Below are 23,299 nucleotides of genomic sequence, written 5' to 3'. Positions count from 1 at the left end.
CCAGCCCTTAATTAAACGCTCTTAATTAGACTGAACTAACAAAGATAGGAGAAACTAACAATGGGCGCAGAAAAAAATGATTCTGAATGGAACGAACTGAAAAATAATTGGCACGCTCTTTGCTTTAAGAAGAGTAAAAAGGGCGAAAAGCCTAGAGTTTTGTAACACAAAATGTAAAACGCTTGACGGAGTGTTACAAAAAATCAAAATAATCCGTCATAGGAGAGACAAAATGAAAACTCGTTTAACATCCAACCTTTTGTTTGGCCTTGCAGCTGCATCTATCCTTGCCATTCCGGCATTCGCTCAGGAAGCAGAAGCTGCATCTAAGGGCCCGGAAGTCAAGTTCTCTGGTGAAGTGGAATTTGACGCGTACACGGGCGATGTGATTAATGAAGATTATAAGAGCCACAGCTACGCTTCTACTTTTGACTTGAACGTTGATGTTAAATTTAATGAAAAGTGGTCTGCATCTGTACAGTTGGAAGCTGATGGTCCGACGACGGATCCGGGTGCCGTTTACAATGGAGCCTTTGTCCAGTATACGCATAGCGATAAGTTTGCCGTGAAGTTCGGTGACTTGACCTTCTCGGAAGGCGCTTTCCTGAACTATTACGGTTACGATGATCCGGCCGATAACGCCGCCGGTATGGCGGAACATGATATCCGCGGTTTCGAAATCGACTATAACGGCCTTGTTTTTGGTCTCGGTTTTGTTCGCGGTGATAACGATAATACGGCTTGTGACGAAGAAAGTGGTGAATGCGTCGGCTATGCATACGACCTCCACCTTGCTTACGAACTCGGCCTTGGCGAACATGTGCTGCGTCCGTTCTTTGATTACAAGTCTTATCAGGAAGCTAAGCACAATGAATTGCATGCCGGCCTTGATGCAAATCTGAAGTTTGGCGCATTTGCTTTGCATGCTGTTTATGGCTTGCATGTTGATGCTCTTGGTGAAAAGGTTCCGAAGGCTACACACGCTATTCTCGGTGAACCGTCTTTGGATCTCGGCACGTTCAATGTCAAGGCAACTGTGTTCTACGCTGCATTTGACAAAAAGACTCCGACCGTTCATGGCGAAGAAATCCCGGAATACTTCTTTGTCTATGGTGAACCGGGTGTGAAGATTAACGATGCCATCGCTCTTGGTCTCCCGTTGGAATACCATACAAATTCTATCGTGAAGGATGCCGAACTCGAAATGTTCAACGTTGGTCTCCGCGCTTACTTCACTCCGGTTGAAGGCCTTGAAGTGACTGGCTTTGCCATGTTCAACATCCCGGTCGGTGACAACGCTGGTGATGATACAGGTCTTGGCTTCGGTCTTGAAACTGTATTCGCATTCTAAACTTTTTGCCATAGGATGAAAAACCCCCGCCTCGATGAATGTCGTGGCGGGATTTTTGTATAGACAAATTTTATTAGATTAATCTAACTTTAGGGATTGTTTTGAGTCTATTTGGAGTTGAGTTAGAGAATGAAAAATTCTAAAATATATCCCAGAGACTATTGCCATAGAAGCTCGGCTAGCATATAGATTTCGTTACCTCATATATGCTAGATAGGTTATCCCGCCGTGGCGAAGGCTAACGGCGGGATTTTTGACTTTATACTAAATACTTAGGTTGTTCATGGATAGAAACCTTGATTTCTGCTTGGTTCGACAATGTGCCCCGACACTTGCGGGGCACAAGTTGGGCAATCTCTTTTGTGTTGATGTTGCTGATGGTGTTTTGCTTTGCAATATCCTTGCTCGTTGGAATCAGGCTTTGAACCCTAAGGGCGTTATTGCTCGCGTTATTGCTGAACGCTGTGGGCGTTATTTTATTTATGTCTACCGGAATAGCGCTTTGCAGAATTTGGGATGCTCTTGCGAAGTACGTAATTTTTTGAAAGGTTTTGGCTACAGTTGCTTTGATGCTGAATCGCTATTGAACTTTTTTCAGGTTCGCATGACGCGTTCGGTGTGCTTTCCGCATGAAGTGGGCGTATTTTTGGGCTACCCGCTTGACGACGTGAAAGATTTTATTACGTACGGCGGTAAAAATTACAAGCTGATTGGCTGCTGGAAGGTCTATAACGACGTGCCAAATTCCATGCACATTTTTGAAGTATACAAAAAATGTCAAAAGATTTTACGAGAACGATTTGAATTGGGTGAAACTTTGGAGCAGTTGACAGTTGCAAGTTGATGAAAGAAGATGCCCGCTCCCCGGAACTTGTCCGGGGCAGGCTCTGGCGGGCATGACAGAAATGATTTGAAAACTAACCGATAACAAAAGGAACATAAAATGAACAAAATTGCTGTTATTTTCTGGACAGGTACGGGTAACACCGAAGTTATGGCGAATGAAGTGGTTGCTGGCGCAAAGGAAGCTGGCGCCGATGTGACGCTTTTCAATACGTCTGCTTTTTCTACCGATAAGGCCCAGGAATTTGACAAGTTTGCTTTGGGCTGCCCGGCAATGGGTGCCGAAGAACTTGAAGATAGCGAATTCCAGCCGCTTTATGATCAGCTGAAGGCTCAGATTTCGGGTAAGAAAGTCGTGCTTTTCGGCTCTTACGGCTGGGGTGGTGGCGAATGGATGAATCCGTGGAAAGAAGATGCCGCAAATGCAGGCCTTGTGCTTGCTGATGAACCGCTCGCTATTGAAGGCGCTCCGGATGATGCTGGCAAGGAAAAGTGCCGTGAACTCGGTAAGGTCCTTGCACTTTCGTAATTGTTGAGTCTCGATGATCCATGAAATGTTAGACTCTCTAACAAAATTAGAGAGTCTAACATTGTTAGAAAATCACTAACAATGTTAGCATCAATCTCGTGAAACTCAACTGCGGTGCGGGGTTGCGAGAGTTGTGTATTTAATTTGTTTGTAATTTGCAATTGGAGGGGAGAGTATCTAATTTTTAAAAGCGGGCAAGTTGCTCCGCTGATTTTTCTTTAATAAGGAGAAACATATGTCTATGTTCAAAAACGAAAAATTCTGGCTCGTCATTGCTGGCGCTGTGGGTTCCGCTGTCGCTAAGAAAGTGCTCAAGGCAAAGAAGACCCGCGAACTCGCTGTTCAGGGACTTGCTCATGGCATGAAGTTCACGGCTGACGCCAAGGCTGCTTTCCAGGATATGAAGGACGAGGCAGCCGACATTTGCAACGACGCCAAGGCAGAAGCAGGTCTCGACAAGTAAGAAGCGAAAGCTTATGAGATTCAGAATCGTTTACGATAAGCCGGGTCGCCTTCGCTTGCGTGCTGGGGCGTACGCTTTTGAACGTGAATATGAAGCGCGCATTCACAAGGCTTGCTTGAGTGAGCCTTGCGTTAAAAGTGTTGTGGTGCGTAGCGTCAATGGCGGCCTCCTTTTTGAATACACCGCTAAGGCGGGCGATTTCGAGACGAGCCGTAAGCAGATTCTTGATTTTGTAAGTACGCTCAACCCCAAAGAATTGCCTGAATGCGATGGTGAAACGGAATACCAGTTGCAAGCTTTGGACGATGGCTTTAAAGCAAGCCTCACGGGAATGATTGCAAGACGCTATTTGTCGCGTTGGTTCTTACCGCTTCCGATTCGCACGGCAATTACGGTTGTTCGCGGATTGCGTTATGTGGCGCGTGGCGTTTCGACGCTTATGAGCGGAAAACTCACCGTTGATGTGTTGGACGGGGCTGCGATTGGTGCTAGCCTGCTCCAGAAAAATTATGAGTCCGCAGGTACGGTCATGTTCCTTTTGGGTGTTTCGGGCTTGCTGGAAGATTATACCAAGGCGCGTACGCGTACGGCTTTGACGGGAAGCCTCGCTGTCAAGGTTGATAAGGTTTGGGTCGTAAAAGACGGCGTGGATACTTTGGTGGATATGAAGGATGTCCAGGTCGATGACCTTGTTCGCATCCGCTCCGGTAGCATGATTCCTGTCGATGGTCGCGTGATTGAAGGCGAAGCCTTTGTGAACGAATCAACGATGACGGGCGAATCCAAGGCGGTGATGAAGACTGCCGGCAGAATCGTTTTTGCCGGGACCGTTCTTGAAGAAGGTGCCATTCTCGTGAAGGTCCATGCGGTCAACAGCAATACGAAAATCCAGAAAATCGTGGAACTGATCGACCGTAGCGAAGACTTGAAGGCGAGCGTGCAGAGCCGTGCGGAACATTTGGCCGATAGCATCGTGCCGTTCAGCTTCCTTGGCTTTGGGCTTACGCTCTTGTTGACGCAGAATATCTCGCGTGCGGTTTCTATCTTGATGGTGGATTACTCTTGCGCGATAAAGCTTTCGACGCCGATTTCCGTGATTTCTGCGCTACGTGAAGCGGCGGATATGGACATGACGGTGAAGGGGGGCAAGTACCTGGAAGAGCTTGCTCTTGCCGATACGATTGTATTCGACAAGACGGGAACGCTCACGAAGGCAGAACCGCGTCTCGAAAAGATTATCCCGTTCGGCGAATATTCCGAAAAGCGAATCTTGAAAATTGCGGCATGCATCGAAGAACATTTCCCGCATAGCATGGCTCGTGCGATTGTCAAGGCAGCAATGGAACGCAATATCAATCACGCCGAAGAACATGCCGATGTGCAATACATCGTGGCACACGGTATCGCAACATCGCTCAAGGGCAAGCGTGTGGTCATCGGAAGCAAACACTTTGTCATCGAAGACGAAAAGGTCAATGTTTCTGAAGCGAACCAGGCGATTATTGACGAACAGGCGGGTGCTGCGTCCGTGATTTATCTCGGCATTGGCGGAGAGTTGGCGGGTGCCATTTGCATTGGCGACCCGCCGCGAGAAGAAGCGGTGGATGCCATTCGCGGGCTGCGCGAAAGCGGTATCAAGAATGTGGTGATGCTGACGGGCGATAGCTTGAATGCGGCAGAACGTGTTGCGGAACATTTGGGAATCGATACGTTCTTTGCGCAGGTCTTGCCAGAAGACAAGCACCATTATGTGGAAAAAATGAAGACCGAAGGCAAGCGTGTGATTATGGTGGGTGACGGCATCAATGATGCTCCTGCTCTTGCTGCAGCGAATGTCTCTGTCGCGATGAGCGATGCTTCGGACATTGCCCGCGAAACAGCTGATGTGACGCTCCGCCGCGAGAATCTCGAAGACCTCGTGGAACTGCGTCTCTTGAGCCAAAAACTGATGGAACGCATCTCCGAAAATTACCGCTTTATAGTTGTTTTCAATACAAGCTTGCTTGTAGGCGGTTTTCTCGGGCTCCTCTCGCCGACAACGTCTGCATTCTTGCACAACGTATCGACAATGGGCATTTGCGCAAAAAGCATGACCAAGCTGAAAGTGGAGTAAACGCCAAGGGATTTGTCATTCCCGGCTTGACCGGGAATCTCCCTCTTGTTAAGTATTCCCTTTGCTTTTGGGAATACTTTTTTTACGTTTACTCGGTTTTAACCATTGAAAAATGTTTATTCTAGCCTTGCTTGGAACTTTGAACGTGCAAAGATGATGTAAAGAATCTATATTACTATTGACATATTGAATTAGAGTTGTACTCTTGTTCCGGTATTGAAAAGTCTGGTAAATTTTTCTTGAGCGAAAGCTCTGCTATCCGGGAATAAGACGAACACTCACACCGATCGGGTGTGGGTCGTTGGGCGTATGCCCGCGGTTTTGTTCAGTTTCTGAGACTGACAATTTCCGTTGTGCTTAGGATTGCGGGTTTACCAGAGCCTTCAATACATAAGCCGAGCGATACCATGCCTTTTTTGTTTTCCGAAAAAATGTATGAAGTTGCTTGGTTTGGTCTCTGGATTTTCCGAGGAGACTATGATTATTTGAACAATAGTGCTGCTCGTAGGCTGCCTTTGGCAGAATGGAGAAGACTATGAAAAAAGTAATTGCAGCTTTGACTATGACTATGCTTATGGTTGGATGTGGGGATGAAACTAATGTTTATGGTTATTCGGATGAAGATGTGCAAAATATGTTTGCTGTATTTAAAGATTCTATTGTGCACGATATAACAGATTCTCTTGTAGTGTCTTCGAAAGATACGATTTACAAAGTTTCAAAAGATACTATTTATAAAATAGAGAAAGATACCGTTTACAAGACATCAAAAGATACGGTTTATAAGATTTCTAAAGATACACTACGTCTTACTAGAACAGATACGGTGTATTCTGTAATGAAAAAAGATTCTATTGTATATGTTAATACAACAGATACCGTTTTCAATGTGATAAAAGATTCTGTGTTGATTAGGATTGTTGACTCCGTTTATCATCAAAGGGAATCTATAGTAAATGAAATTCCGAGAGATACGTCTATCACTCTATATGACACGTCTAAACAAGAATCTGGCATTACAATAAGCACTAAGACTTGGAATGGTAAGGTTTATAAAGGCGTGTTCTATGATACTTCGGCTTATGTAGCAGAATACCAGGGCTTCCCATCATATGCAATGTTGAGAAATGATCGAAATAACTCTAGTGTCAGTTACTTTTATTGTTTGCATCAATGCGGAGCAATGACGAAACCTGAAGGTACGGGGCTTTATTCGTCTTGTTGGAATGATAGAGAAAAGATGGGTAAACGTTATGATGGATGGCGTGTATTTAGTTTCGCAGATGTTTTGTCATTAGGTAAGAAAATAGAGTCTATCGTAGGAACTAATACAATATATTTTTATTCCGAACCTGATTTTATAGAATTCGGAGCTGGAGAAAGGACTATTTACCACAATATTTCATCGACTGGAGAAATTACATATTCTATTTACAGTGTGAAAGAAAGTATTTATAGTGATGTAAAATATTTGTGTGCTTATGATTTGAGTGAATAATACGAACGAATTTTTATTCCTTTTAGAAAAGAGCTTATGTGCTTGGACTTTTTTTCATAATGGAGAAAATAATGAAAATTCTATTGCTTGTCATGCTATTTGCTTTGCAATCATTTGTTCTCGCAAACCAATGCTATTTTCAAAGTCGTAGAACTTCCTATGATTCTGGAACATCTATAAAAAAGATTTCGTGTCAATGGTTGGAAAAGTCTCTTCAAAATATTGAATTTTATAATGGTAATGATAATTATGCTCCTTATTATGGGAGACGATTTGGTCAGGAAGGTAATCTTATTGAGGATGCCGATGGACTTATTTATATGACAAAATTTTATTATGCATTAGGAGAGTATCGTTATTATGGACAGATTATATATTATGGCGCGAATGTGAAAAGTTGTAAAACAACGACAAGTTCTGGTTTCTGTGACCAAGTCGAATATAACGATTTCGCAATGTATTTACGAGATTTTTTGAGTTCTTCTGTTCGGCAAAAGAAAAATGAAAAAAAGACGACTGTTGGTGCTTCAAAATCTTTTAGAGATCCTCGTGATGGTAAAACTTATAAAACAGTAAGTATTGGTTATCAAACATGGATGGCTCAAAATTTGAACTATGAAATATATGATGGCTATGGAAGTTGGTGTTATGATGATGATCCTAGCTATTGTCGAAAGTATGGTCGGCTTTATACATATAAAGCGGCGATGGTCGCTTGTCCAAATGGATGGCATTTGCCTTCTGAAGATGAATGGGAAACCTTATATTATAGTGTTGCTGGAAAGTGGAATTCTGGCGAGGCTGTTAAAAAATTAAAAACAAAAAAAGGATGGGGTAAACCTGAGGATGGAGGGAACGGAACAGATGAATTTGGCTTTTCTGCGTTTCCTGCTGGAATGCGCTATAAGGATGGATCTTTTATGGGATATGGCAGATTGACTTTTTTTAGGACCACAAACTCATCGACTGTAGCTGATTTTCCTATGGCAAGTAGTTATGGTGGGTTCAATTTTTATAGTCAAGAAAATGCTTATTCAGTACGTTGCGTAAAAGATTAAATGGATGCTTAGTGCAAATGAAAAAAGACAAAGAAGGTTGGATTGCGGACGATAATGCTGCTTTTTTATCATTAAAAACGGCTTTGCATGCCTATTTTGAAACCTATAGAGTTTCGTTTGAAGAATCTCAAAATCCAATTAAAATTTCCAAATTGGCCAAACCAGAAAAGTTTGATAGTAATCTATACAAGTCACTCTACTTTACAACAATAACTCATTTTCAGAATTTCTTTGAATTGATTTTAAAAGATTTTCTTAGAAAAATTGATGAATTACTAGCTGTGAAATGGAATGAAAAGTTTACATCATCTTTGTACAGGAAAATAAAAAGTAAAGAACTTTGTTCTGATGTCTTTTGTCAATCAATTGAGTTTTCTGAGGCGTTGAAAAGATTAAAAATTATTCAAAAAGAAAATCCGAAGGATGATGTTATCAAGAAAATAGAGTTTCTTTTGGTTAAAGAAAATGATGAAACTCTGGATTTTTTGAATGATTTAAGAAATCGTATATGGCATAGGGGCTTGTATTATCTTTTTTATCCAAAATTAGATTGTTTTATTTGCGGGAAAATTCTTCCCCTTGTTAAACAGGTAACGGACTTAGATTGGTATTCGGAAAATAAAGAGTGGATTTATAAGAATCTGAAATGTGGTGTTGATCCGATTGCTTCTTTGATTAATGAAATTGATAATCCTCCCGTAAATTACGAAAAAATAGCACTGTTGAAGGAAATGGGACGTGCTGCTTATCATAATCCAATAATTCAAATAGATGATAATTGTTCTATTTTAGAAAGGGGGGCCAAAGTAAATTGTAATTATGAAAAAATGAAGTTTGTGAATGCAAAAGTAGAGGGTGCTTGTAATGAATTATTGTTAAAAGTTTATGATTGTCCTGTTTGTGGGCAGAACACATTTTTGAAATATGAATTAGATGATACATCTTTTGATGAAAACGATTGCTATCCTCATTATATTCCTGAAAAGCTTAAATGTGAAACGTGTTCTTTTGAAATTAGGTCAAATATAGAGGATTTAAGTCTTTGTGGTATTAACTGCAAAAATTTTTGGAAAGATCATGATTGAAGAATCTTTTGCAAACGGTTGTTTGCAAAATGAACGATAATCTCTTTGACCTCTTGTTTTTATCTGTTTAGTTTTATACATTGATTTCAGCCGATTAAATGCGGCTGATTTTTATTATATCGTTATTTATATCCTTTGCTAAATGAAGTCTGAGTTTTTACTCAGGTGTTTGTGTTGATTCTCTTCTTGAGAAAGGAATTATATGAGCGAAGGAAATAATGTGACGAGGCGAAACCACGATCCATTTTTTCGTTGGCTGTTTTCTGATGTTGGACATCTTAGAAATCTGTTAGAACTTGCTAGCAAAGTAAATTTTGATGTTGGCGTATTCATATCGGCTATAAATATGGACACTCTTGTCCGTATTCCAGATTCGTATTCAGAGGTTGACGATACGGGTGAAGCGGATTTGGCGTTTCGTGTGAATGTGTCGACAGGTGCTCCGATTTTGGTAGGAATTCTGTTAGAACATAAATCGGGACGGGACCCAAATGTTCTTGATCAGATTGCTCGTTATGTGAATTCTGTGATGAAAATTTATGATAAGAATCATGTATTCCGCGGAATTCCAACGATGGCGATTATCTTTTATAATGGCCGAGAAAATTGGAATCCGCTCAAGAGCCTTGAAGATGGTTATCCAGAGTTTTTTCGTGGTTCTGTCTTGCCTTTCCATTGCGCTTTTGTGAATATGGCTGATATACCCGATAGCGATTGTTTGACTTGCGAAGACGTTGCTGCTGGAATGGGCGTTGTCGCAATGAAGTATGCGTACAATAAGGAAAAAATGTTAGATGTTTTGCCTAAATTCCGTGAAAACTTGCGAAAAATGCCACGCAACGAGGTGTCTTGTTTATTGCAGAAAATAAACATATATTTGAAGGAGTATGTTGATGAAGAACTTCTCAAGGAGCTTGACATGGCTTTTGTAAGTGTTGGACAAAAATACGGTTTTGTGAGTGCCGGTGATGTTTTTCGTCAAAGGCTTGCTGATGCTCGCAAGGAAGTGGATGAAGAACGGAAAAAAGCTGAAGAAGAAAAGCTTAAAACGGCTAGGGGACTTTATGAAGATGGGGTTCCCTTAGAGACTCTCGTTCGTAGATTCAATCTTACGGAAGAACAAATTCACGGAAAGTGATTTTTTTGTAGGGTTTATTAAGTCTATAGCTCTAAAATTCAAAAATGTTTACAAAAAGGTAGTCGAAAGACTACCTTTTTATGGAAATTTTTAAGAAAAAGTGGCGTAATGGTGGTGTTATACCACCTTTGCTGAAAGAATAATGGATTCCCTCCCTTCGGTCGAGAATGACGTCGGGGATGACATTGCGTTAGCGGACTTGCTTATTTGCGCTTCTCTTTTCCGTAGGGCTTGGTGACGTACACGAGAGCGGTGGTGAGCGTGTAGTCGGCGACGAGGGCGGCGGCAAGGCCGATGATGGAGAGTAATCCGACATTGTGCAGTGCGCCCATTGGGCTAAAGATGAACACGAAGAACATCGCGCAGAGAATGAATGTCGTCATGCCCATCGTCTTTCCGATTTCGCGGTAAGAGAGCAGTAGCGCTTTTTTGTAGCTGCCGGTGCGTTCGTAGCCGTATTTGATGTGATTGTTCATGTGGATGGTATCGTCAACGGCGATGCCCAAAATCATCGGCATCACGATCATCGTTATCATGTCGAGCGGCATTCCCGAATAGCCCATGACGCCACCGATTAAAAGCACGGGGGCGACGTTTGGAATCATGCCGATGAGGCCTGCCTTGATGCTCCCGAATGCGAGAATCATCATGATGGCGATGATGACAAATGAACCTCCGAACGAACGCAACAGTCCATTTACGAGCTTGCCGTTCATTTCAGCGTAGTTCACGACTTCACCGACGATTGAAGTTTTAGCGTCCGGGAAAATTTGTGCTGCGTACGATTTTGCAGAATCGAGGTCTTCAACGATTTTCTTGGCGTCGTATCCAGAAAGTTCTATGTGGATAAATGTTGTTTTGTAATCTTCGTCCATGCGTTCAAAGAGCGCGTCGGCATCTGAAATTTCGTAGAGGAACAGCAGTTGCGTGAGCATGTCTTGTGCGTCGGGAATTTTGTAGTATTCCGTGCTGTCGGCGTTTAGCGTGCGGTTCATTTCTTTTACGAGCCTCGTAACGGATTGCACGCGGGGCTTGTCGCCTGAAATTTTTGTAAGCTGGAGCGTGCCGAGCTTTTGCTCTAGCGCTTCGATACGTTTCATGTTGGCGGGATCTTTCAGTGCGTCGTTGTCGTTGAATTCAACCATCACGTTGAAATCGTAAAGGCTTCCGAGTTTTCCGCTGAGCATGTCCATGAGCCTTGTGACGAATGGAATTTTTTCGCCCATCGTTTTTGTGTAGTCCATGTTTACATCAATGTTCATCACGCCTGGAATTTGCGACAACATTATTGCGGCAGAAATGGCGGATACGATACCGCTGTGTCTGCAAACTTTGCGACCGAAAAATTCAAAGAGAATGTCGGCCTTGGTGGCGCCTGCCGTTTTCACCTGCGTTGGGTCGGGCTTTGTATTTTTACCGAAGCTCATGAGAATCGGAATCAAGATGATTACGTATAAATAAACCATGAACACGATGCCTGCCGAAATGCCGCCAATCCAGCGAATCGGGCGGATGCCTGCGAACAGGAACGAAATCAGCGAGGCGACTGTAGTGATAACAGTGAAGAGGATCGGCCAGCCTGTTTCTTCGACGGCGTTTATCACGGATTCACGACGGTTGCCCGTGCGCCTAAAGTGCATGCGGAACGAATTAATGTAATGGATGGAGTAGCCGACCGAAAGTGCCATGCCTAAAAGTACGGGGAGTGCGACCATGCTTTCGTCGCCGATGATGCCGAACCAAGCGTTTACGCCGAGCACTGAGGCGATTCCTCCGACGGTTGCTATGGCGGGGACGATGACTCCGCGCAAAGAGCGTACGAATAAAATAAGGCATGCGAGCATGACGGCGAAGCCGAAGATAATGCGCATAGCGCATTCACGCGAGATGACTTCGTTTTCTTCCATTTCGGTGTAGCTCATACCGGTCGGCAAGAACTGGAATTTATCGCTTTGGAATTCTTCGGAGAGAATGACGTTGCGAGCAAATGGTGCAATGCTGTCTTTGCCGAAATCAACGCCGCCTTCGTACGATTTTAACGAGAGAATGACCCAGGTTTCTTTGGCGTCGTCAGAGACGATGTTGTTCACGAGCGATTCGCGGCTCATGATGAGCGATTTCTTGGCGGCGAGTTGTGCTGAATCTGTCGGGATGCCGCTTTCGAACGGGTCGATGACTTCAAAGCCCTCGTTGTTTGCGATGGGGATGGATAAGTTATGCGTGAGTGAAACGACGCGGTCTGCGTAAGGGACTTCATTTTCGAGGCGTTTTGAAAGTCGGTCGATGGCGCTTAAAACTTCGGGCGCAAAAACATCGTTAGCACGGACCATCACCATATAGCCGTCATCGCTGCCGAAAATCTCGTTGAAGTGAGCTTGATCGATTTTGACTTTATCCCAGTCGTCGAACCATTCTTCTTCGCTGCTGGTCATTTGCAGTTGCGGAAGTCCGAGGCATGCAATGAAAGTTACAAGAATTGTTGCAAGTAAAATCAGCCAACGGAATTTGATTTGAAAACGCCCCAGACGGGCGAAAACTTTATTAACGCGAGAAACTTGCATGTTTCCTCCCCAAAAATTTTGCCCGAAAATAACATAACGAGTTTTGTTTTTCTACTCCAATCGGACGCGTTAGGAACAAGTGATGATATAGTATGTGTGGAAAATGTTAAACGGGGCTAAACTGCGTCTAAATGGAGTAGCATTTTTTGTGGGATTTTTCAAGTTTTGGCGGCTATGAGAACTACTGGTAAAAAATCTTCGAATACATTGGTGCGTGACCTCGTGAATGTGGGCATTTTTGGTGCACTTTACCTTGTTCTTTCTGGACTTGGAGCGAGTATCGGTTTTATTCCTGCGTTTATTGTGGTTTCCACATGCGTAGTGAGCTTGGTGACGAGCGTCCCGCTATTCCTTTTCTTTTCGAAAGTCGAAAGACCTTTACTTTGCTGTGTGCTACTTTGCACGCTTTTCGGCGTTGTCATGACAATCTCTGGTCATGGAATTTCTTTTGGTTTACTTTGTGTGATATATGGCGTTTTGGCGGGCCTTTGCTTAAAGCTGTTCCATAAAAATTTTGTCGGTTGCCTGCTTGCTAATGTGATGATAAGTTTTGTACCTTCTTCGATGATGATTCCACTTTGGTCTTCGACCGAAGAATATTTGGCGTATTGCAGTTCTATTTGTGATAAGGCTTATATTGCTCATTTGGCGGAGCTTTCTAGCAGCTATTGGCCTTTGATTGGTCTTTTTGGATTTGGTGCCGCAGGTGCTGTGGTGGGTGGCTTTATTGCTCGTCGCATGATGAAAAAGCATTTTGAACGCATCGGACTTGCAAAATAGCGTCATTGCGAGGAACGAAGTGACGAAGCAATCTAGGAATCTAGCGTTTGCATTAGATCCGCGTACAAAATTGTTTTTAGCGGCGGTGGCGAATGGGATGATTTTTTCCGCTCCGCTAGTCTATAGCTTGTTGATGGTTGTTGTAGCGTCTATTTTGCTGTTGCTTGAGGGAAAGTGGAAATTTGTTTGCACTTTCTTTTTTGTTTATTTGACTGCTGGCTTTTTCTTTGATTTTGTGAAAAATTTGGATATTGGTACCTCGGGTACGATAATTCTTGCGTCGTTGTTTTTGATGTACCGTATTATGCCGGCCTGCGCTGTGCTTTATTATGTGATAACAACTACCAAGGTCAATGAATTTTTGGCATGCATGTCGCGAATGCATGTTTCGAACAAGGTGACGATACCCTTGATTGTGATGATTCGATTTTTCCCGACGGTGTATGATGAATCCCGTGCGATTGGCAATGCCATGAGAATGCGCGGAATTCGCTTGTTCAGTTTGCGAACGCTGAAAAATCCGGTGGCGTTTCTTGAATATCGACTAGTTCCACTTTTGGTTTCTGTTACGAAAATTGGTGATGAACTTTCGATTGCGGCGGTGACGCGTGGACTCTCGGCAGATACGAAACGCACCTGCATTGCAACGATTGGATTCCGCTGGGTGGATTTTGTTGTAATTGCGTATTGTGTTGCTGTTGTTTTGTTTTATGTCATTCCCGGTTTAACCGGGAATCTCCCTTCCGTATAGCATTGAAAAGGAGATGCCCGCTTACTTCGGCTTTGCTCAGCACAGGCTCTGGCGGGCATGACAAGGTGGAAAAATGAACATCTCCCTAAAAAATATTTCCTTTTCTTACTCTGATTCCCTTGACGATGCGATTCTCAAGAACTTGAATTTGGAGATTTGTTCGGGCGAGTGCGTTGTGCTGGCGGGTGAATCGGGCTGCGGAAAGACGACAATTTCAAAACTCATTAACGGTTTGATCCCGCATTACCATTCGGGAACGATGGATGGCGATGTGCTGCTCGGCGACAAGAATACTGCCGATATGACGCTTGCCGAAATCTCAAGGGTTGTGGGTTCCGTTTTCCAGAATCCGCGTTCGCAGTTTTTCAACATTGACACGGATTGCGAGCTTGCGTTTGGTTGCGAAAATTTGGGAATGAATCCCGAAGAAATCAAACAGCGCGTGGAGAATGTTGTTCAGGAATTTCATTTAGAGCATTTGCTGGGCCGTAGCATCTTTAACCTTTCGGGCGGCGAAAAGCAGAAAATCGCGTGTGCGTCTGTTTCGGCGACAGGACCTGAAATTTTTGTGCTCGATGAACCTTCTGCAAATCTGGATCTCAAGACGATTGCGGATTTGAAGGAAATTGTTTCGCGATGGAAAAAGGCGGGGAAGACGGTCGTTATCGTGGAGCATCGCCTTTACTATTTGCGTGATGTCGCCGACAGAATTTGTTATGTGAAAAACGGGCAAATTGCGTACGAATGGACTCCCGCAGAACTTGAAGCCAAAGGCCCGGAATATGCGGCAAGCCTCGGACTACGCTGCATGAATCTAGGGATGTTGAGTGAAAATGGAGATGCCCGTTTTCACGGGCATGACAAGATTGTGATGGATGTTCAAAATTGTCATTCCCGGCTCGACCGGGAATCTCCTTCTTCGACCGAATCCATAACATTCACCAATCTCACTTTCTCTTACCATCGCAAGCATCCGATTTTGGATATTGACCGTCTTGAACTCCCATGTGGACAAATTACAGCGCTGATTGGTCATAATGGTGCGGGCAAATCGACGCTTGCCCAAGTGCTGTGCGGCTTGCAGGGGTGCTGGCGTCAAAAGCGTGCAGCACGCAAACGCGGCGCATACCTAATTATGCAAGACGTGAACCACCAGCTTTTTACTGAAAGCGTTCTGGACGAGGTTTTGCTGGGCATGAAACCGCAAAATGAAAAACTTGCTCTTGAAATTCTTGAGGGGCTCAATCTCAAGCAATATGCGGACAATCATCCGATGGCTCTTTCGGGCGGGCAAAAACAGCGTGTCGCTGTAGCGAGCGGAATTTCAAGCGGCTGCGAAATTGTTGTTTTCGATGAACCGACAAGTGGCCTTGATTATAGGCAAATGCTTGCTGTTTCTGCAACGCTTAAAAAACTTGCTGCAAGCGGAAAAACGCTACTCGTGATTACGCATGACCCTGAATTTATTTTGAATAGTTGTCAATCCGTGGTTCGCATGGAACACGGAAAAGTCGTAGAACAGTATCCGCTGTTAGGGAATGAGAAACAGCTTGTCAAGGCAATGGTGGAATGAAAACGGATGCCGAGTTTTCGACATCCGATTTAGCGTGAATGCGTAATGTTTTTTTGTCGCGCCGCCCAGTAAACTTATTTCTTGAAATACACCATGTTCACGGTGTGGCCTTGAATCTTTTTACGCACAACATACCGTCCTTGCGGAAGTCCTTGCGTGGTGACGCCCAAATAATGACCGTTCATGTCAAAAATCCCAACGGTGGTTGCGGTCCCGGCCATGCGTGGCGTGGTTGCGATACTGGTGGTACTTGTGTCAGGCTTGATTGTTGCTATGTACTTGTCCCAACCGGGCATGTCTTCGAGAGTAATGATACGCTCGTCATTCATGTTGCTTTTCCATACACCATCTTTTGTTTGGCCGGGCCAAGTTCCGCTCCAGGTGCTGTACCACGGCATCCACCAACTCCATACGGCTTCGTCGGTATGCATGTTGTTCACATCGGGAATGGGGCCGTTTTCGCTGAGTGCGATAATTTTCGTGCTTTTCGATGCGTTTTTGAATTTGTCAAAGGCGCTTGCGTTACTGGAATGGTCGTTTGCGCTATTGTAGATGTCGATGGAGAGTACATCGTAATATTCGCTACCCGGATCCCAAGAGTTTACGGTGCTTCCTTCAGGGTTATAGACCCAAATCATGTTTTTTACACCCTTGACTTTGACCATGCGGTCATAGACGAGGCGATAGAGGGCTGCAAACTGTTCACCGGAATTGATACTCCACCAGAACCACTTTCCACCCGCTTCATGCAAAGGACGGAAGATTCCCGCTACACCTTCTTTCTGCAATTCAAGAAAGTAATCGGCGATGTGGTCAATGTCGGCTACGATTCCTTTGTAAGCAGCACTTTCGGTATTCCATTCGGTGGTGCCTGGCTTGAAACCTGTAGAGAAATCGAAATCGGTGTATTCGCCTCCGTTCGCAGCGCTTTGAATGTAGAAGGCATCTTTTTTGTCTAGCGGATCTTTCCAGTGCCAAGTGAATGCCGGGATGCCGCCCGCTTTCCAAAGGCCTTTCGCGATGGAAATTGCTTTGTCCGTGTATTCCTTGTTCCAACTTTCATTTGCCTTCGGACCGCTTGCAAACAAGAAATCTAAACCGACAAGAGCCGGGTACTTTCCCGTACGTGTGAATGTGTATTTTACATCGTCGTGCGTCTTGAAGTCGGCTCCCATGGTGTAACCGCTCATGTCGCCGGTCATCATACCGCTAATCGTTTTTTTGCCAAAGTTTTCTCGCAAAAAACTGTAGAGTTTGACGGCACTTTCGGTGGCGTTCGGGGTAACTGGCATTGCTGATATTTTGAAAGGGGAGGATTGATAAGGCTCAACCTCAATATAGTCCACGCTAATCCAGCCCCAGTATTTCTCGATAGAGATTGTGTTTGTCCCAGCTTTAAGTGTTGCGACTGTCGTGACATCCGCCCATGAAGTAGTGGCGTTAAAGTCGATGGTGCCTGCGGTTGCACCGTTTACTTTCAAGTAGTTTGCTTTGAAATCCCCAGCCTTGTAATGGATGGTTACTTGGTACTTGCCCGCACTCTCTGCGGTGACACCATTAAAAGAAATATTTCCTTCTTGCAAGTCGGCATAACCCGTTCCCGAAACTCCGGATGCGTTGACATTTTTTGCTCCTCCGGAAAGAGTCGCTGCTTCAGCTTCGTACTTAGTTGCAAATGCCATACTCGAAAGAGCAAGAATCAAAATAAGGAAGTTTTTTCTTTTAATCATAAGGGTTCCTCCATTTTACGAAATTATATTCCCCAAGTATATTTATCAATTGTTTTTTTCGAATGGTGTGGACAAAAATGTCCACGAATTGTATATTTTTTTTACAAGACGTCAGGAAATGAAACGATTTTTCAAATAGGGTCATTTTATATCCGGCGAGAGCTTTATGTTTGCAAAAAACAAAATCAACATCTACGACTATTCGGACTACCGTAAGTTCCTGCAAGAGTTCTATGAACTCGAAAAATCGCTGGATTCCTCGTTCAGTTATCGAGTGTTTGCTGCGGCGGTTGGCATGGACGCAAGCCTGCTTTTGAAAATATTGCAGGGTAAACGCCACATTTCTCCGAAATGCATAGATGTTTTCGTTAATTTTTTCCATTTCAAGGATGCCAAGGCGGAATACTTCCGCGAAATGATTGCTTACGGCAAGGCGAAAAACGATGAGGATGTGCGTAGCCATTTTGAAACGCTTCAAAAAATGCGACCTGCAGCTTGCCGAGAACTCGACGAAGCCCGGTACCGCTATTTTCAGCAATGGTATTATCCGATGATCCGCTCGGCGCTCGATGTATTCAATTATCGCGGTACACAAGATGCTGCCGCCCTTGGGGAATGCTGCATTCCAAAGCTTTCCGCTTCGCAAGTAGAAAACGCTGTCGATGCTTTGTTGCAGCTCGGACTTGCGCATGCCCGCAATGACGGTCGCGTGGTTCCGACCGAAGCTCATCTCAAGACTATGGAACACTGGCTGAGTGCCTGTATCAGCGATTACCAAAGCAGCATTGCGGAACTGGCCGGCAAATCCATCCAGAATACTCCCAAAGAAAAGCGCGATATCAGCACGCTCACGATGGCTCTTGATTCGCGACAAATTGATAAAATTCGTGAAATCCTCGCCAAAACGAGAAAAGCCATCGTAAACGTAGTCAATGCGATGCCTCCGCAAATTTGCGATAGCGTTTATCAGTTAAACTTTCAGTTGTTTCCGATGATGAAAAAGGAAGAACAATGAAAAAAGGTATGGAAACTTCGTTTTGTGTTTCGTTTTGCGCCTTGCTTTGCCTGTCGCTGTTTTTAGGTTGTTCAGAAAGCAATACCGCAGGTGCCACAAGTGAAACGACAAATGGAATTGCCTTCAAAGTCGTTGACAGTTTAAATAAGCCGTTCGCTTGCGCACAAATGAAGGTATATTCGAAAGACGCCTTCTCGGTCATTGATAGCGCCCTTTCGGATTCAAACGGACGAGTTTCTTTTAATGACAAACTTGGCATCTGCACAGACCAAGGCTGTTTTGTAGAAGCCCTTGCGGGCAAAGATTCCGCATTCATGAGTTGGTCGCCGGTCGATTTTGCAGATACCTCGGTTCAGAAAATTGCATTGTTGCCTTCGGCTTCGCTCATTGTACGTACTGGCGTTTCGACCCAAGAAATCGAAGGCCTGTTAGAAAATGTTCAACTGGAATCGACCCCCTATTTTGCAAACCGCTTCGGTAGCGAGTATGTGTTTGCGCATGTGCCGGCAGGGTCCTTTACTATTGTTGCTGGAGATTCGACCGTCGCAGAAGTGGCGCTTGCGCCAAACGAATCCGCAGATACGCTCGTTCCTGTTCCAGGAAAGTCTGTTGAGTATGTTTTCGAAGACTTTGACGATGGAGATAGTTTGAATAACCTTGCCAAAACTTATCCTAACTACGGATGGTATTTTAATGCTGTTGGCAAAGCGAATTTTGCAATACCTGATAGTGCTGAAAGTTTCTCATCCGTATTAAAAGAAGATAAAGATCATGGAAAGTATCTCGCTGTTAAATTCGCAATAGATACAGGCTTCGTTTTGCTCGGAACTCATCTAGGACTTGATACAGGATTTTTCGACCTGAGCAATCTCACGGCGATTCGCCTTACGGTAAGAGGCGACTGTGAATTGAATATCGCTTTGGAACATTACCGTGAAGTTGGAGAAAATACCTTTAAAAAATCGTTATGGAAGGCCAAAGCGACTGAAAACTGGAATGAAATCATTCTGCACCCCGGCAAGGAAGTTCTTGAAGAAAGCTCCTATCAAGTGGAATGGAAGGAGATTTCCCACGAAATCGGTCTGTTTAGCATTTTTATGAGAAGCGGAACTTATCTAGAAGTTGACAAAATCGTGTTTGAAGGAATTGATTTCAAATAAGCGATTAATGATGCTGTAAAGGCTGGTCTTTTAAACGCGAGTGTTTGACCATTGCCGTCATCACAATGTGCATCAGTAAATCGCCTCGAGAATTTCTTCGGGAGTAATCCCCTGCGCAAGCGCCGTCGCCACTTCTTCTTGCAAAAGAGCGCCCGACTGCTGCGTCACAAGCGACACCAGGCGAATCAACTCCACCTCGCGCTTTTCCACAAGCGGAGTCGCCGCCGGAACCTCGTTCTGCGTGAAGTTGTCCATCACGGCACGCAGTTCCTTGTCCTGCGAAAGCGCCTTCGCCTCGCCCTGCGGACAGCAGTCACATGCGGCAAGCACCGCACCCATACCAAGCATCGTCATAATCGTCCCTAGTTTCATGGTTTGTTCCTTTTTTATCTACACCTTTAATATAAACAAATGCGCAATTCCCGCAAAATACCATTTTTTCATGCTCAGTATGCACGAAGCGCATAGTGAAGCCTGCCAAGGGGATTGATTCCCCTAGAAGATGTTATACATGACTGTTTAGGCAATCAAGCACCGCACTTTTGTAAACAATTTTGCCTATGAAACTGCGGAAATAAACATTGAAGTAAAACATCTTCAACCTTTAAAATTCTATCAAAATGATGAAGTTGTCGTTGATTTGGAGTAAAATATGAAAAGATGGATTCAAAAGGGAACATCTTTTTCTGTAAAAATGTATTTGTCAGATGAATGCTTCTATAGCCTTCTTTTGGACTTTGCCTTTGAGTTCGGCGACTTGCCTTTTATCGCCAATTAGTATTAGTATATATTTGTTATTGGAGGTCTATTATGCGAGTGATTTCACAAGAATTCAAGCAGATGCTGAAAGATAGTGATGTGTTGTATTTGCAGACGGCGGGTATCACATACAAAAGTAACTAAAATTACAAAATCTTGAATATAATCGACTAGTAATAGACTAAGACAAATCGGGATTTGTGGAGGGAATGATGGAAAATTGCAGGAAAACTGAACGAGAAAGAATGACAAATGGAGAATCTTTTTTTACAAATGACCCGCAGCTCATGGAGGATAAGAAAAACGCTCGTATCCTCTGTTCTCGTTTTAATAGTTCTCCGGAAGATGAGTCCTTAAGAAAAGCATTGTTAAAACAACTATTCGGGCACTGCGGGGAGAGGATAGCCATCAAGCCCCCGTTCCATTGTGATTACGGATATAACATCTTTGCGGGCGATGACTTGTTCATAAACTTTGACTGCGTGTTCCTGGATGCAGCTCCGATTCGGATTGGAGAACATTGTATGATCGGACCTAAAACCTGTATATATGCAATCGGTCATCCGTTGGACGCAGAATCAAGAAGAGAAAAGATTGGTATCCCTAAGCCGGTCACCATTGGCGATAATGTCTGGATCGGCGGTGGAGTCACGATTCTTCCGGGTGTATCCATAGGAGATAGCACGGTAATCGCTGCTGCTTCTGTAGTAACTAAATCTTTTCCTGATCATGTGGTGATTGCAGGAAACCCAGCAAAAATCATAAAGAATATTGAAGAATAACTTCCAGTTTTTGGAGGAGAACATGCGCATAGATTTCAATGAGATTGCATCCATGACGTTTCCAGGCATAGATAATGGCACCGGTATGATGAGTGCCCGTATGTATAACGATGAATCGGGAAAGTATGACTTTCGTGTTGTGGATAAGTCCGTGGCTTAGAATGGCGATTTTGACCATCATAAAGGACTTGTGTTTAAAATCTTAAACATTACTGGGGACTTCAACACCAAAGTTCTACATCGCCCTGTAACCACTACACACTTGTGCACTAAATATAAGTTGCCAGAACGCGATTGTCAAGAGGTTTATGCATTTTTTCTCTTTCATCGGTACACAAGGTTGTGTACCAGGCATGTGCTTAAATATATATCTATTCCACCGAAAATGTAGCCTTCACGTTCCCTTTGCCGAGAATCTGCTGGAGGCGTTTCTTGTTTACGTTGTCGATACGGGCAAGGCGCGTGAAATTCCAGGAATTCTTGTCGTAGTAGATGGTGATGGAGTTGCCCTGGTAAAGGATGATGTCGCCTGCGTCGGTGTCGATTTGCTTGTCGTTGCGTGGGAAACTGCGCGGCAGGTCAGCCACCTTCTCGAAGCTGCCGTGGTCGTGCATGTCGAGCGTCATGTCGCCCTGCGCGAGGAATTCGGCGAAGGCCTTGGCCGAGGAATTTTCTTCGAGCGTTGTCGTGAAGGTGGTGTCGTTCACATGGATCTTGAGTTTCACGGGAGCCTCCGTTTGGGCAGATGAACTTGCGGATGATTTCGGCGTCTGGGTTTCGGGCTGCGACGAATGGCTCGCGGCATCGCTGCAGGCCACGAGAAAGAACAACGCTATAAGGACAATGTTTCGCATACATACAATATAAATAATTGTGCGAGCGATTCAAAATACTTATTTGCTATGACTCACTATGCCTTTTGCGCATAGTGAACCGATGGCGAGAACCGAAACAAGCGTCAAAACGGCACCCACAACTAGGACGATCGAGACGCTTGTGGCAATGTCGCCCATGCCGACCAGCGGAGAAACGATTCCGCCCATCAAGAAGCCCGATGCCCCGATGGCTGCGGCTGCGGTGCCTGCATTTGCGCGTTCCGCATTCAAAGCCAATGCGTTTGCGGGGGGCTGGCTCATGCCGAACATGAACGTAAGCCCCATGAAGGCGACCTGCAGAAGCGGGAGTAAAGCGTGCGTCATGAGTGCGGCAGCAACAGCAATTGCGAAAACGAACATTCCCGTACCCGCGATTTTAAGGGCCTTGAATTCGTTGCCGACTTTACCCGACAACGCGCAACCGATGGCCGTGAAAACGGCGTTCAGCGCAAAGCACAGACTAAAGCCGACGGGCGAAAGACCGTAGATTTTTTGGTAGATAAAGGGCGAAGACGCGATATACCCGAACAAGATAATCATTGGAAATGTGCATACCAAGAAATACGATACGTAGGCGCGGTTCTTGAATATTTTTACATACAAGCTAAAACTAGCAAAGACAGTTTTTTTGCTGCGGCGTTTTACCGGGAGCGATTCCTGGAATTTCCCTGACATAAAGAGCAACAGCGCTCCATACAGGAGCAACACAGCGAAAGTTCCCTTCCAGCTCATGAAATTAAGCAAGAATCCGCCTAGCACCGGGCTATAATCGGGGCGACTCCGTTCACAGCGCTCACCATCGCAAGGAACTTGGTGAGGACGGGGCCACGGTAGGAATCTGCCGAAATGGAACGTGCTATCACGATTCCGCCGGATGCCGCCATGCCCTGCAACAAACGAAACACGTTGAAGGTTACGATGTTCGACGCGACAATGCAGGCAACAGTCCCGCAAACAAAAAGCAACAGACAAACTAGCAACAACTTTTTGCGGCCGTACTTGTCGCTCAGCGGGCCTACAAAGAGTTGCCCCACCGAAAGCCCGAGCATGCTCATGGTGAGGCTCAGCTGAGCCATCGAGGGGCTTGCTGCAAAGTAGTCTGCTAGGCTCGGGAGGGCCGGCAAGTAAAGGTCCGTCACGAAGGGGCCAAATGCCGAAAGCAGTCCAAGCAGCAGCATAAGGAAAGTGAATTTCTGTTTTCCGCTCATAAATTCCTCTTGACGAAACCGCACGGA

19 protein-coding genes and 1 pseudogene are annotated in these 23,299 nt (G+C 44.6%); 15 read left to right on the top strand and 5 right to left on the bottom strand.

Annotated features, from left to right (window positions below; translation table 11 throughout):
- The first annotated feature begins 232 nt into the window (after window positions 1-232).
- The 9 genes from B7991_RS08830 to B7991_RS08790 all read left to right on the top strand — a co-directional run bounded on the left by B7991_RS08830 (window position 233) and on the right by B7991_RS08790 (window position 10,078).
- Window positions 233-1,351 (top strand): hypothetical protein, encoded by a 1,119-nt coding sequence (locus tag B7991_RS08830; RefSeq protein ID WP_088630482.1) that lies wholly within the window; start codon window positions 233-235, stop codon window positions 1,349-1,351.
- Window positions 1,352-1,634: 283 nt separating this feature from the next.
- Window positions 1,635-2,195 carry a DUF3793 family protein gene (locus B7991_RS08825; protein ID WP_088630508.1) on the top strand — a complete coding sequence of 187 codons (561 nt, stop codon included), beginning with the start codon at window positions 1,635-1,637 and terminating at the stop codon, window positions 2,193-2,195.
- A gap of 99 nt (window positions 2,196-2,294) precedes the next feature.
- Window positions 2,295-2,723: a flavodoxin gene (locus tag B7991_RS08820; protein ID WP_088630481.1), complete on the top strand. Its 429-nt coding sequence runs from the start codon at window positions 2,295-2,297 to the stop codon at window positions 2,721-2,723.
- Between the two features lie 235 nt (window positions 2,724-2,958).
- Window positions 2,959-3,186, top strand: coding sequence for a DUF1490 family protein (locus B7991_RS08815; protein ID WP_088630480.1), 228 nt, complete (start codon window positions 2,959-2,961; stop codon window positions 3,184-3,186).
- 13 nt (window positions 3,187-3,199) lie between these two features.
- Window positions 3,200-5,299 carry a heavy metal translocating P-type ATPase gene (locus B7991_RS08810; protein ID WP_088630479.1) on the top strand — a complete coding sequence of 700 codons (2,100 nt, stop codon included), beginning with the start codon at window positions 3,200-3,202 and terminating at the stop codon, window positions 5,297-5,299.
- 535 nt (window positions 5,300-5,834) lie between these two features.
- Window positions 5,835-6,797 (top strand): hypothetical protein, encoded by a 963-nt coding sequence (locus B7991_RS08805; protein WP_072829728.1) that lies wholly within the window; start codon window positions 5,835-5,837, stop codon window positions 6,795-6,797.
- Window positions 6,798-6,868: 71 nt separating this feature from the next.
- Window positions 6,869-7,855, top strand: coding sequence for a fibrobacter succinogenes major paralogous domain-containing protein (locus tag B7991_RS08800; RefSeq protein WP_175545456.1), 987 nt, complete (start codon window positions 6,869-6,871; stop codon window positions 7,853-7,855).
- Window positions 7,856-7,872: 17 nt separating this feature from the next.
- A complete protein-coding gene (locus tag B7991_RS08795) occupies window positions 7,873-8,940 on the top strand; it encodes a hypothetical protein (protein WP_072829724.1) in 1,068 nt (355 codons plus the stop codon).
- A 202-nt stretch (window positions 8,941-9,142) separates the two neighbouring features.
- Window positions 9,143-10,078, top strand: coding sequence for an Rpn family recombination-promoting nuclease/putative transposase (locus B7991_RS08790; protein WP_072829722.1), 936 nt, complete (start codon window positions 9,143-9,145; stop codon window positions 10,076-10,078).
- Between the two features lie 203 nt (window positions 10,079-10,281).
- Here the strand turns inward: B7991_RS08790 and B7991_RS08785 are convergent, their stop codons facing one another.
- On the bottom strand, window positions 10,282-12,639 hold the full coding sequence (locus tag B7991_RS08785) for an RND family transporter (protein ID WP_254917906.1): 2,358 nt from the start codon (window positions 12,637-12,639) through the stop codon (window positions 10,282-10,284).
- 174 nt (window positions 12,640-12,813) lie between these two features.
- Here B7991_RS08785 and B7991_RS08780 point away from each other — a divergent pair, with 174 nt between their 5' ends.
- The 3 genes from B7991_RS08780 (at window position 12,814) to B7991_RS08770 (ending at window position 15,743) form a co-directional block, all read left to right on the top strand.
- On the top strand, window positions 12,814-13,419 hold the full coding sequence (locus B7991_RS08780) for an MptD family putative ECF transporter S component (RefSeq protein ID WP_072829718.1): 606 nt from the start codon (window positions 12,814-12,816) through the stop codon (window positions 13,417-13,419).
- A 19-nt stretch (window positions 13,420-13,438) separates the two neighbouring features.
- Window positions 13,439-14,170, top strand: a complete 732-nt coding sequence (locus B7991_RS08775; protein ID WP_088630506.1) for an energy-coupling factor transporter transmembrane component T — start codon at window positions 13,439-13,441, stop codon at window positions 14,168-14,170.
- 73 nt (window positions 14,171-14,243) lie between these two features.
- Window positions 14,244-15,743 (top strand): ABC transporter ATP-binding protein, encoded by a 1,500-nt coding sequence (locus B7991_RS08770; RefSeq protein ID WP_088630478.1) that lies wholly within the window; start codon window positions 14,244-14,246, stop codon window positions 15,741-15,743.
- Window positions 15,744-15,817: 74 nt separating this feature from the next.
- Here B7991_RS08770 and B7991_RS08765 read toward each other — a convergent pair whose 3' ends face one another.
- Window positions 15,818-17,473, bottom strand: coding sequence for a glycosyl hydrolase (locus B7991_RS08765; protein WP_088630477.1), 1,656 nt, complete (start codon window positions 17,471-17,473; stop codon window positions 15,818-15,820).
- Window positions 17,474-17,639: 166 nt separating this feature from the next.
- On the opposite strand from B7991_RS08765, the gene B7991_RS08760 reads away from it, so the two are divergent.
- Window positions 17,640-18,488: a TIGR02147 family protein gene (locus B7991_RS08760; RefSeq protein ID WP_088630476.1), complete on the top strand. Its 849-nt coding sequence runs from the start codon at window positions 17,640-17,642 to the stop codon at window positions 18,486-18,488.
- Complete coding sequence (locus tag B7991_RS08755) at window positions 18,485-19,648, top strand: hypothetical protein (RefSeq protein ID WP_088630475.1); 1,164 nt, start codon at window positions 18,485-18,487, stop codon at window positions 19,646-19,648. The genes B7991_RS08760 and B7991_RS08755 overlap by 4 nt, the downstream gene beginning before the upstream one ends.
- 72 nt (window positions 19,649-19,720) lie before the next feature.
- Here the strand turns inward: B7991_RS08755 and B7991_RS08750 are convergent, their stop codons facing one another.
- Window positions 19,721-20,020 (bottom strand): hypothetical protein, encoded by a 300-nt coding sequence (locus tag B7991_RS08750; RefSeq protein ID WP_254917904.1) that lies wholly within the window; start codon window positions 20,018-20,020, stop codon window positions 19,721-19,723.
- Between the two features lie 599 nt (window positions 20,021-20,619).
- Between B7991_RS08750 and B7991_RS08745 the strand changes: the two genes are divergently transcribed.
- The gene (locus B7991_RS08745) at window positions 20,620-21,189 is read left to right on the top strand and encodes a sugar O-acetyltransferase (protein ID WP_073423837.1); all 570 of its coding nucleotides are present in this window, start codon (window positions 20,620-20,622) and stop codon (window positions 21,187-21,189) included.
- 371 nt (window positions 21,190-21,560) lie between these two features.
- Here B7991_RS08745 and B7991_RS08740 read toward each other — a convergent pair whose 3' ends face one another.
- Complete coding sequence (locus B7991_RS08740) at window positions 21,561-22,043, bottom strand: cyclophilin-like fold protein (RefSeq protein ID WP_254917903.1); 483 nt, start codon at window positions 22,041-22,043, stop codon at window positions 21,561-21,563.
- A gap of 39 nt (window positions 22,044-22,082) precedes the next feature.
- Window positions 22,083-23,242, bottom strand: a pseudogene (locus B7991_RS15125) (multidrug effflux MFS transporter).
- Between the last annotated feature and the right edge of the window lie 57 nt (window positions 23,243-23,299).

The sequence above is a fragment of the Fibrobacter sp. UWB3 genome (genome assembly GCF_002210405.1).
Taxonomy (GTDB): Bacteria; Fibrobacterota; Fibrobacteria; order Fibrobacterales; family Fibrobacteraceae; genus Fibrobacter.
The sequence above is the reverse complement of the archived record's forward strand: the minus strand, read 5'-3'. Positions and strand labels throughout refer to the sequence as shown.

Coding starts and splice junctions, on each gene's coding strand:
- B7991_RS08830 (WP_088630482.1), top strand. CDS start 233: ATGAAAACTCGTTTAACATCCAACCTTTTGTTTGGCCTTGCAGCTGCA.
- B7991_RS08825 (WP_088630508.1), top strand. CDS start 1,635: ATGGATAGAAACCTTGATTTCTGCTTGGTTCGACAATGTGCCCCGACA.
- B7991_RS08820 (WP_088630481.1), top strand. CDS start 2,295: ATGAACAAAATTGCTGTTATTTTCTGGACAGGTACGGGTAACACCGAA.
- B7991_RS08815 (WP_088630480.1), top strand. CDS start 2,959: ATGTCTATGTTCAAAAACGAAAAATTCTGGCTCGTCATTGCTGGCGCT.
- B7991_RS08810 (WP_088630479.1), top strand. CDS start 3,200: ATGAGATTCAGAATCGTTTACGATAAGCCGGGTCGCCTTCGCTTGCGT.
- B7991_RS08805 (WP_072829728.1), top strand. CDS start 5,835: ATGAAAAAAGTAATTGCAGCTTTGACTATGACTATGCTTATGGTTGGA.
- B7991_RS08800 (WP_175545456.1), top strand. CDS start 6,869: ATGAAAATTCTATTGCTTGTCATGCTATTTGCTTTGCAATCATTTGTT.
- B7991_RS08795 (WP_072829724.1), top strand. CDS start 7,873: ATGAAAAAAGACAAAGAAGGTTGGATTGCGGACGATAATGCTGCTTTT.
- B7991_RS08790 (WP_072829722.1), top strand. CDS start 9,143: ATGAGCGAAGGAAATAATGTGACGAGGCGAAACCACGATCCATTTTTT.
- B7991_RS08785 (WP_254917906.1), bottom strand. CDS start 12,639: ATGCAAGTTTCTCGCGTTAATAAAGTTTTCGCCCGTCTGGGGCGTTTT.
- B7991_RS08780 (WP_072829718.1), top strand. CDS start 12,814: ATGAGAACTACTGGTAAAAAATCTTCGAATACATTGGTGCGTGACCTC.
- B7991_RS08770 (WP_088630478.1), top strand. CDS start 14,244: ATGAACATCTCCCTAAAAAATATTTCCTTTTCTTACTCTGATTCCCTT.
- B7991_RS08765 (WP_088630477.1), bottom strand. CDS start 17,473: ATGATTAAAAGAAAAAACTTCCTTATTTTGATTCTTGCTCTTTCGAGT.
- B7991_RS08760 (WP_088630476.1), top strand. CDS start 17,640: ATGTTTGCAAAAAACAAAATCAACATCTACGACTATTCGGACTACCGT.
- B7991_RS08755 (WP_088630475.1), top strand. CDS start 18,485: ATGAAAAAAGGTATGGAAACTTCGTTTTGTGTTTCGTTTTGCGCCTTG.
- B7991_RS08750 (WP_254917904.1), bottom strand. CDS start 20,020: ATGAAACTAGGGACGATTATGACGATGCTTGGTATGGGTGCGGTGCTT.
- B7991_RS08745 (WP_073423837.1), top strand. CDS start 20,620: ATGGAAAATTGCAGGAAAACTGAACGAGAAAGAATGACAAATGGAGAA.
- B7991_RS08740 (WP_254917903.1), bottom strand. CDS start 22,043: ATGCGAAACATTGTCCTTATAGCGTTGTTCTTTCTCGTGGCCTGCAGC.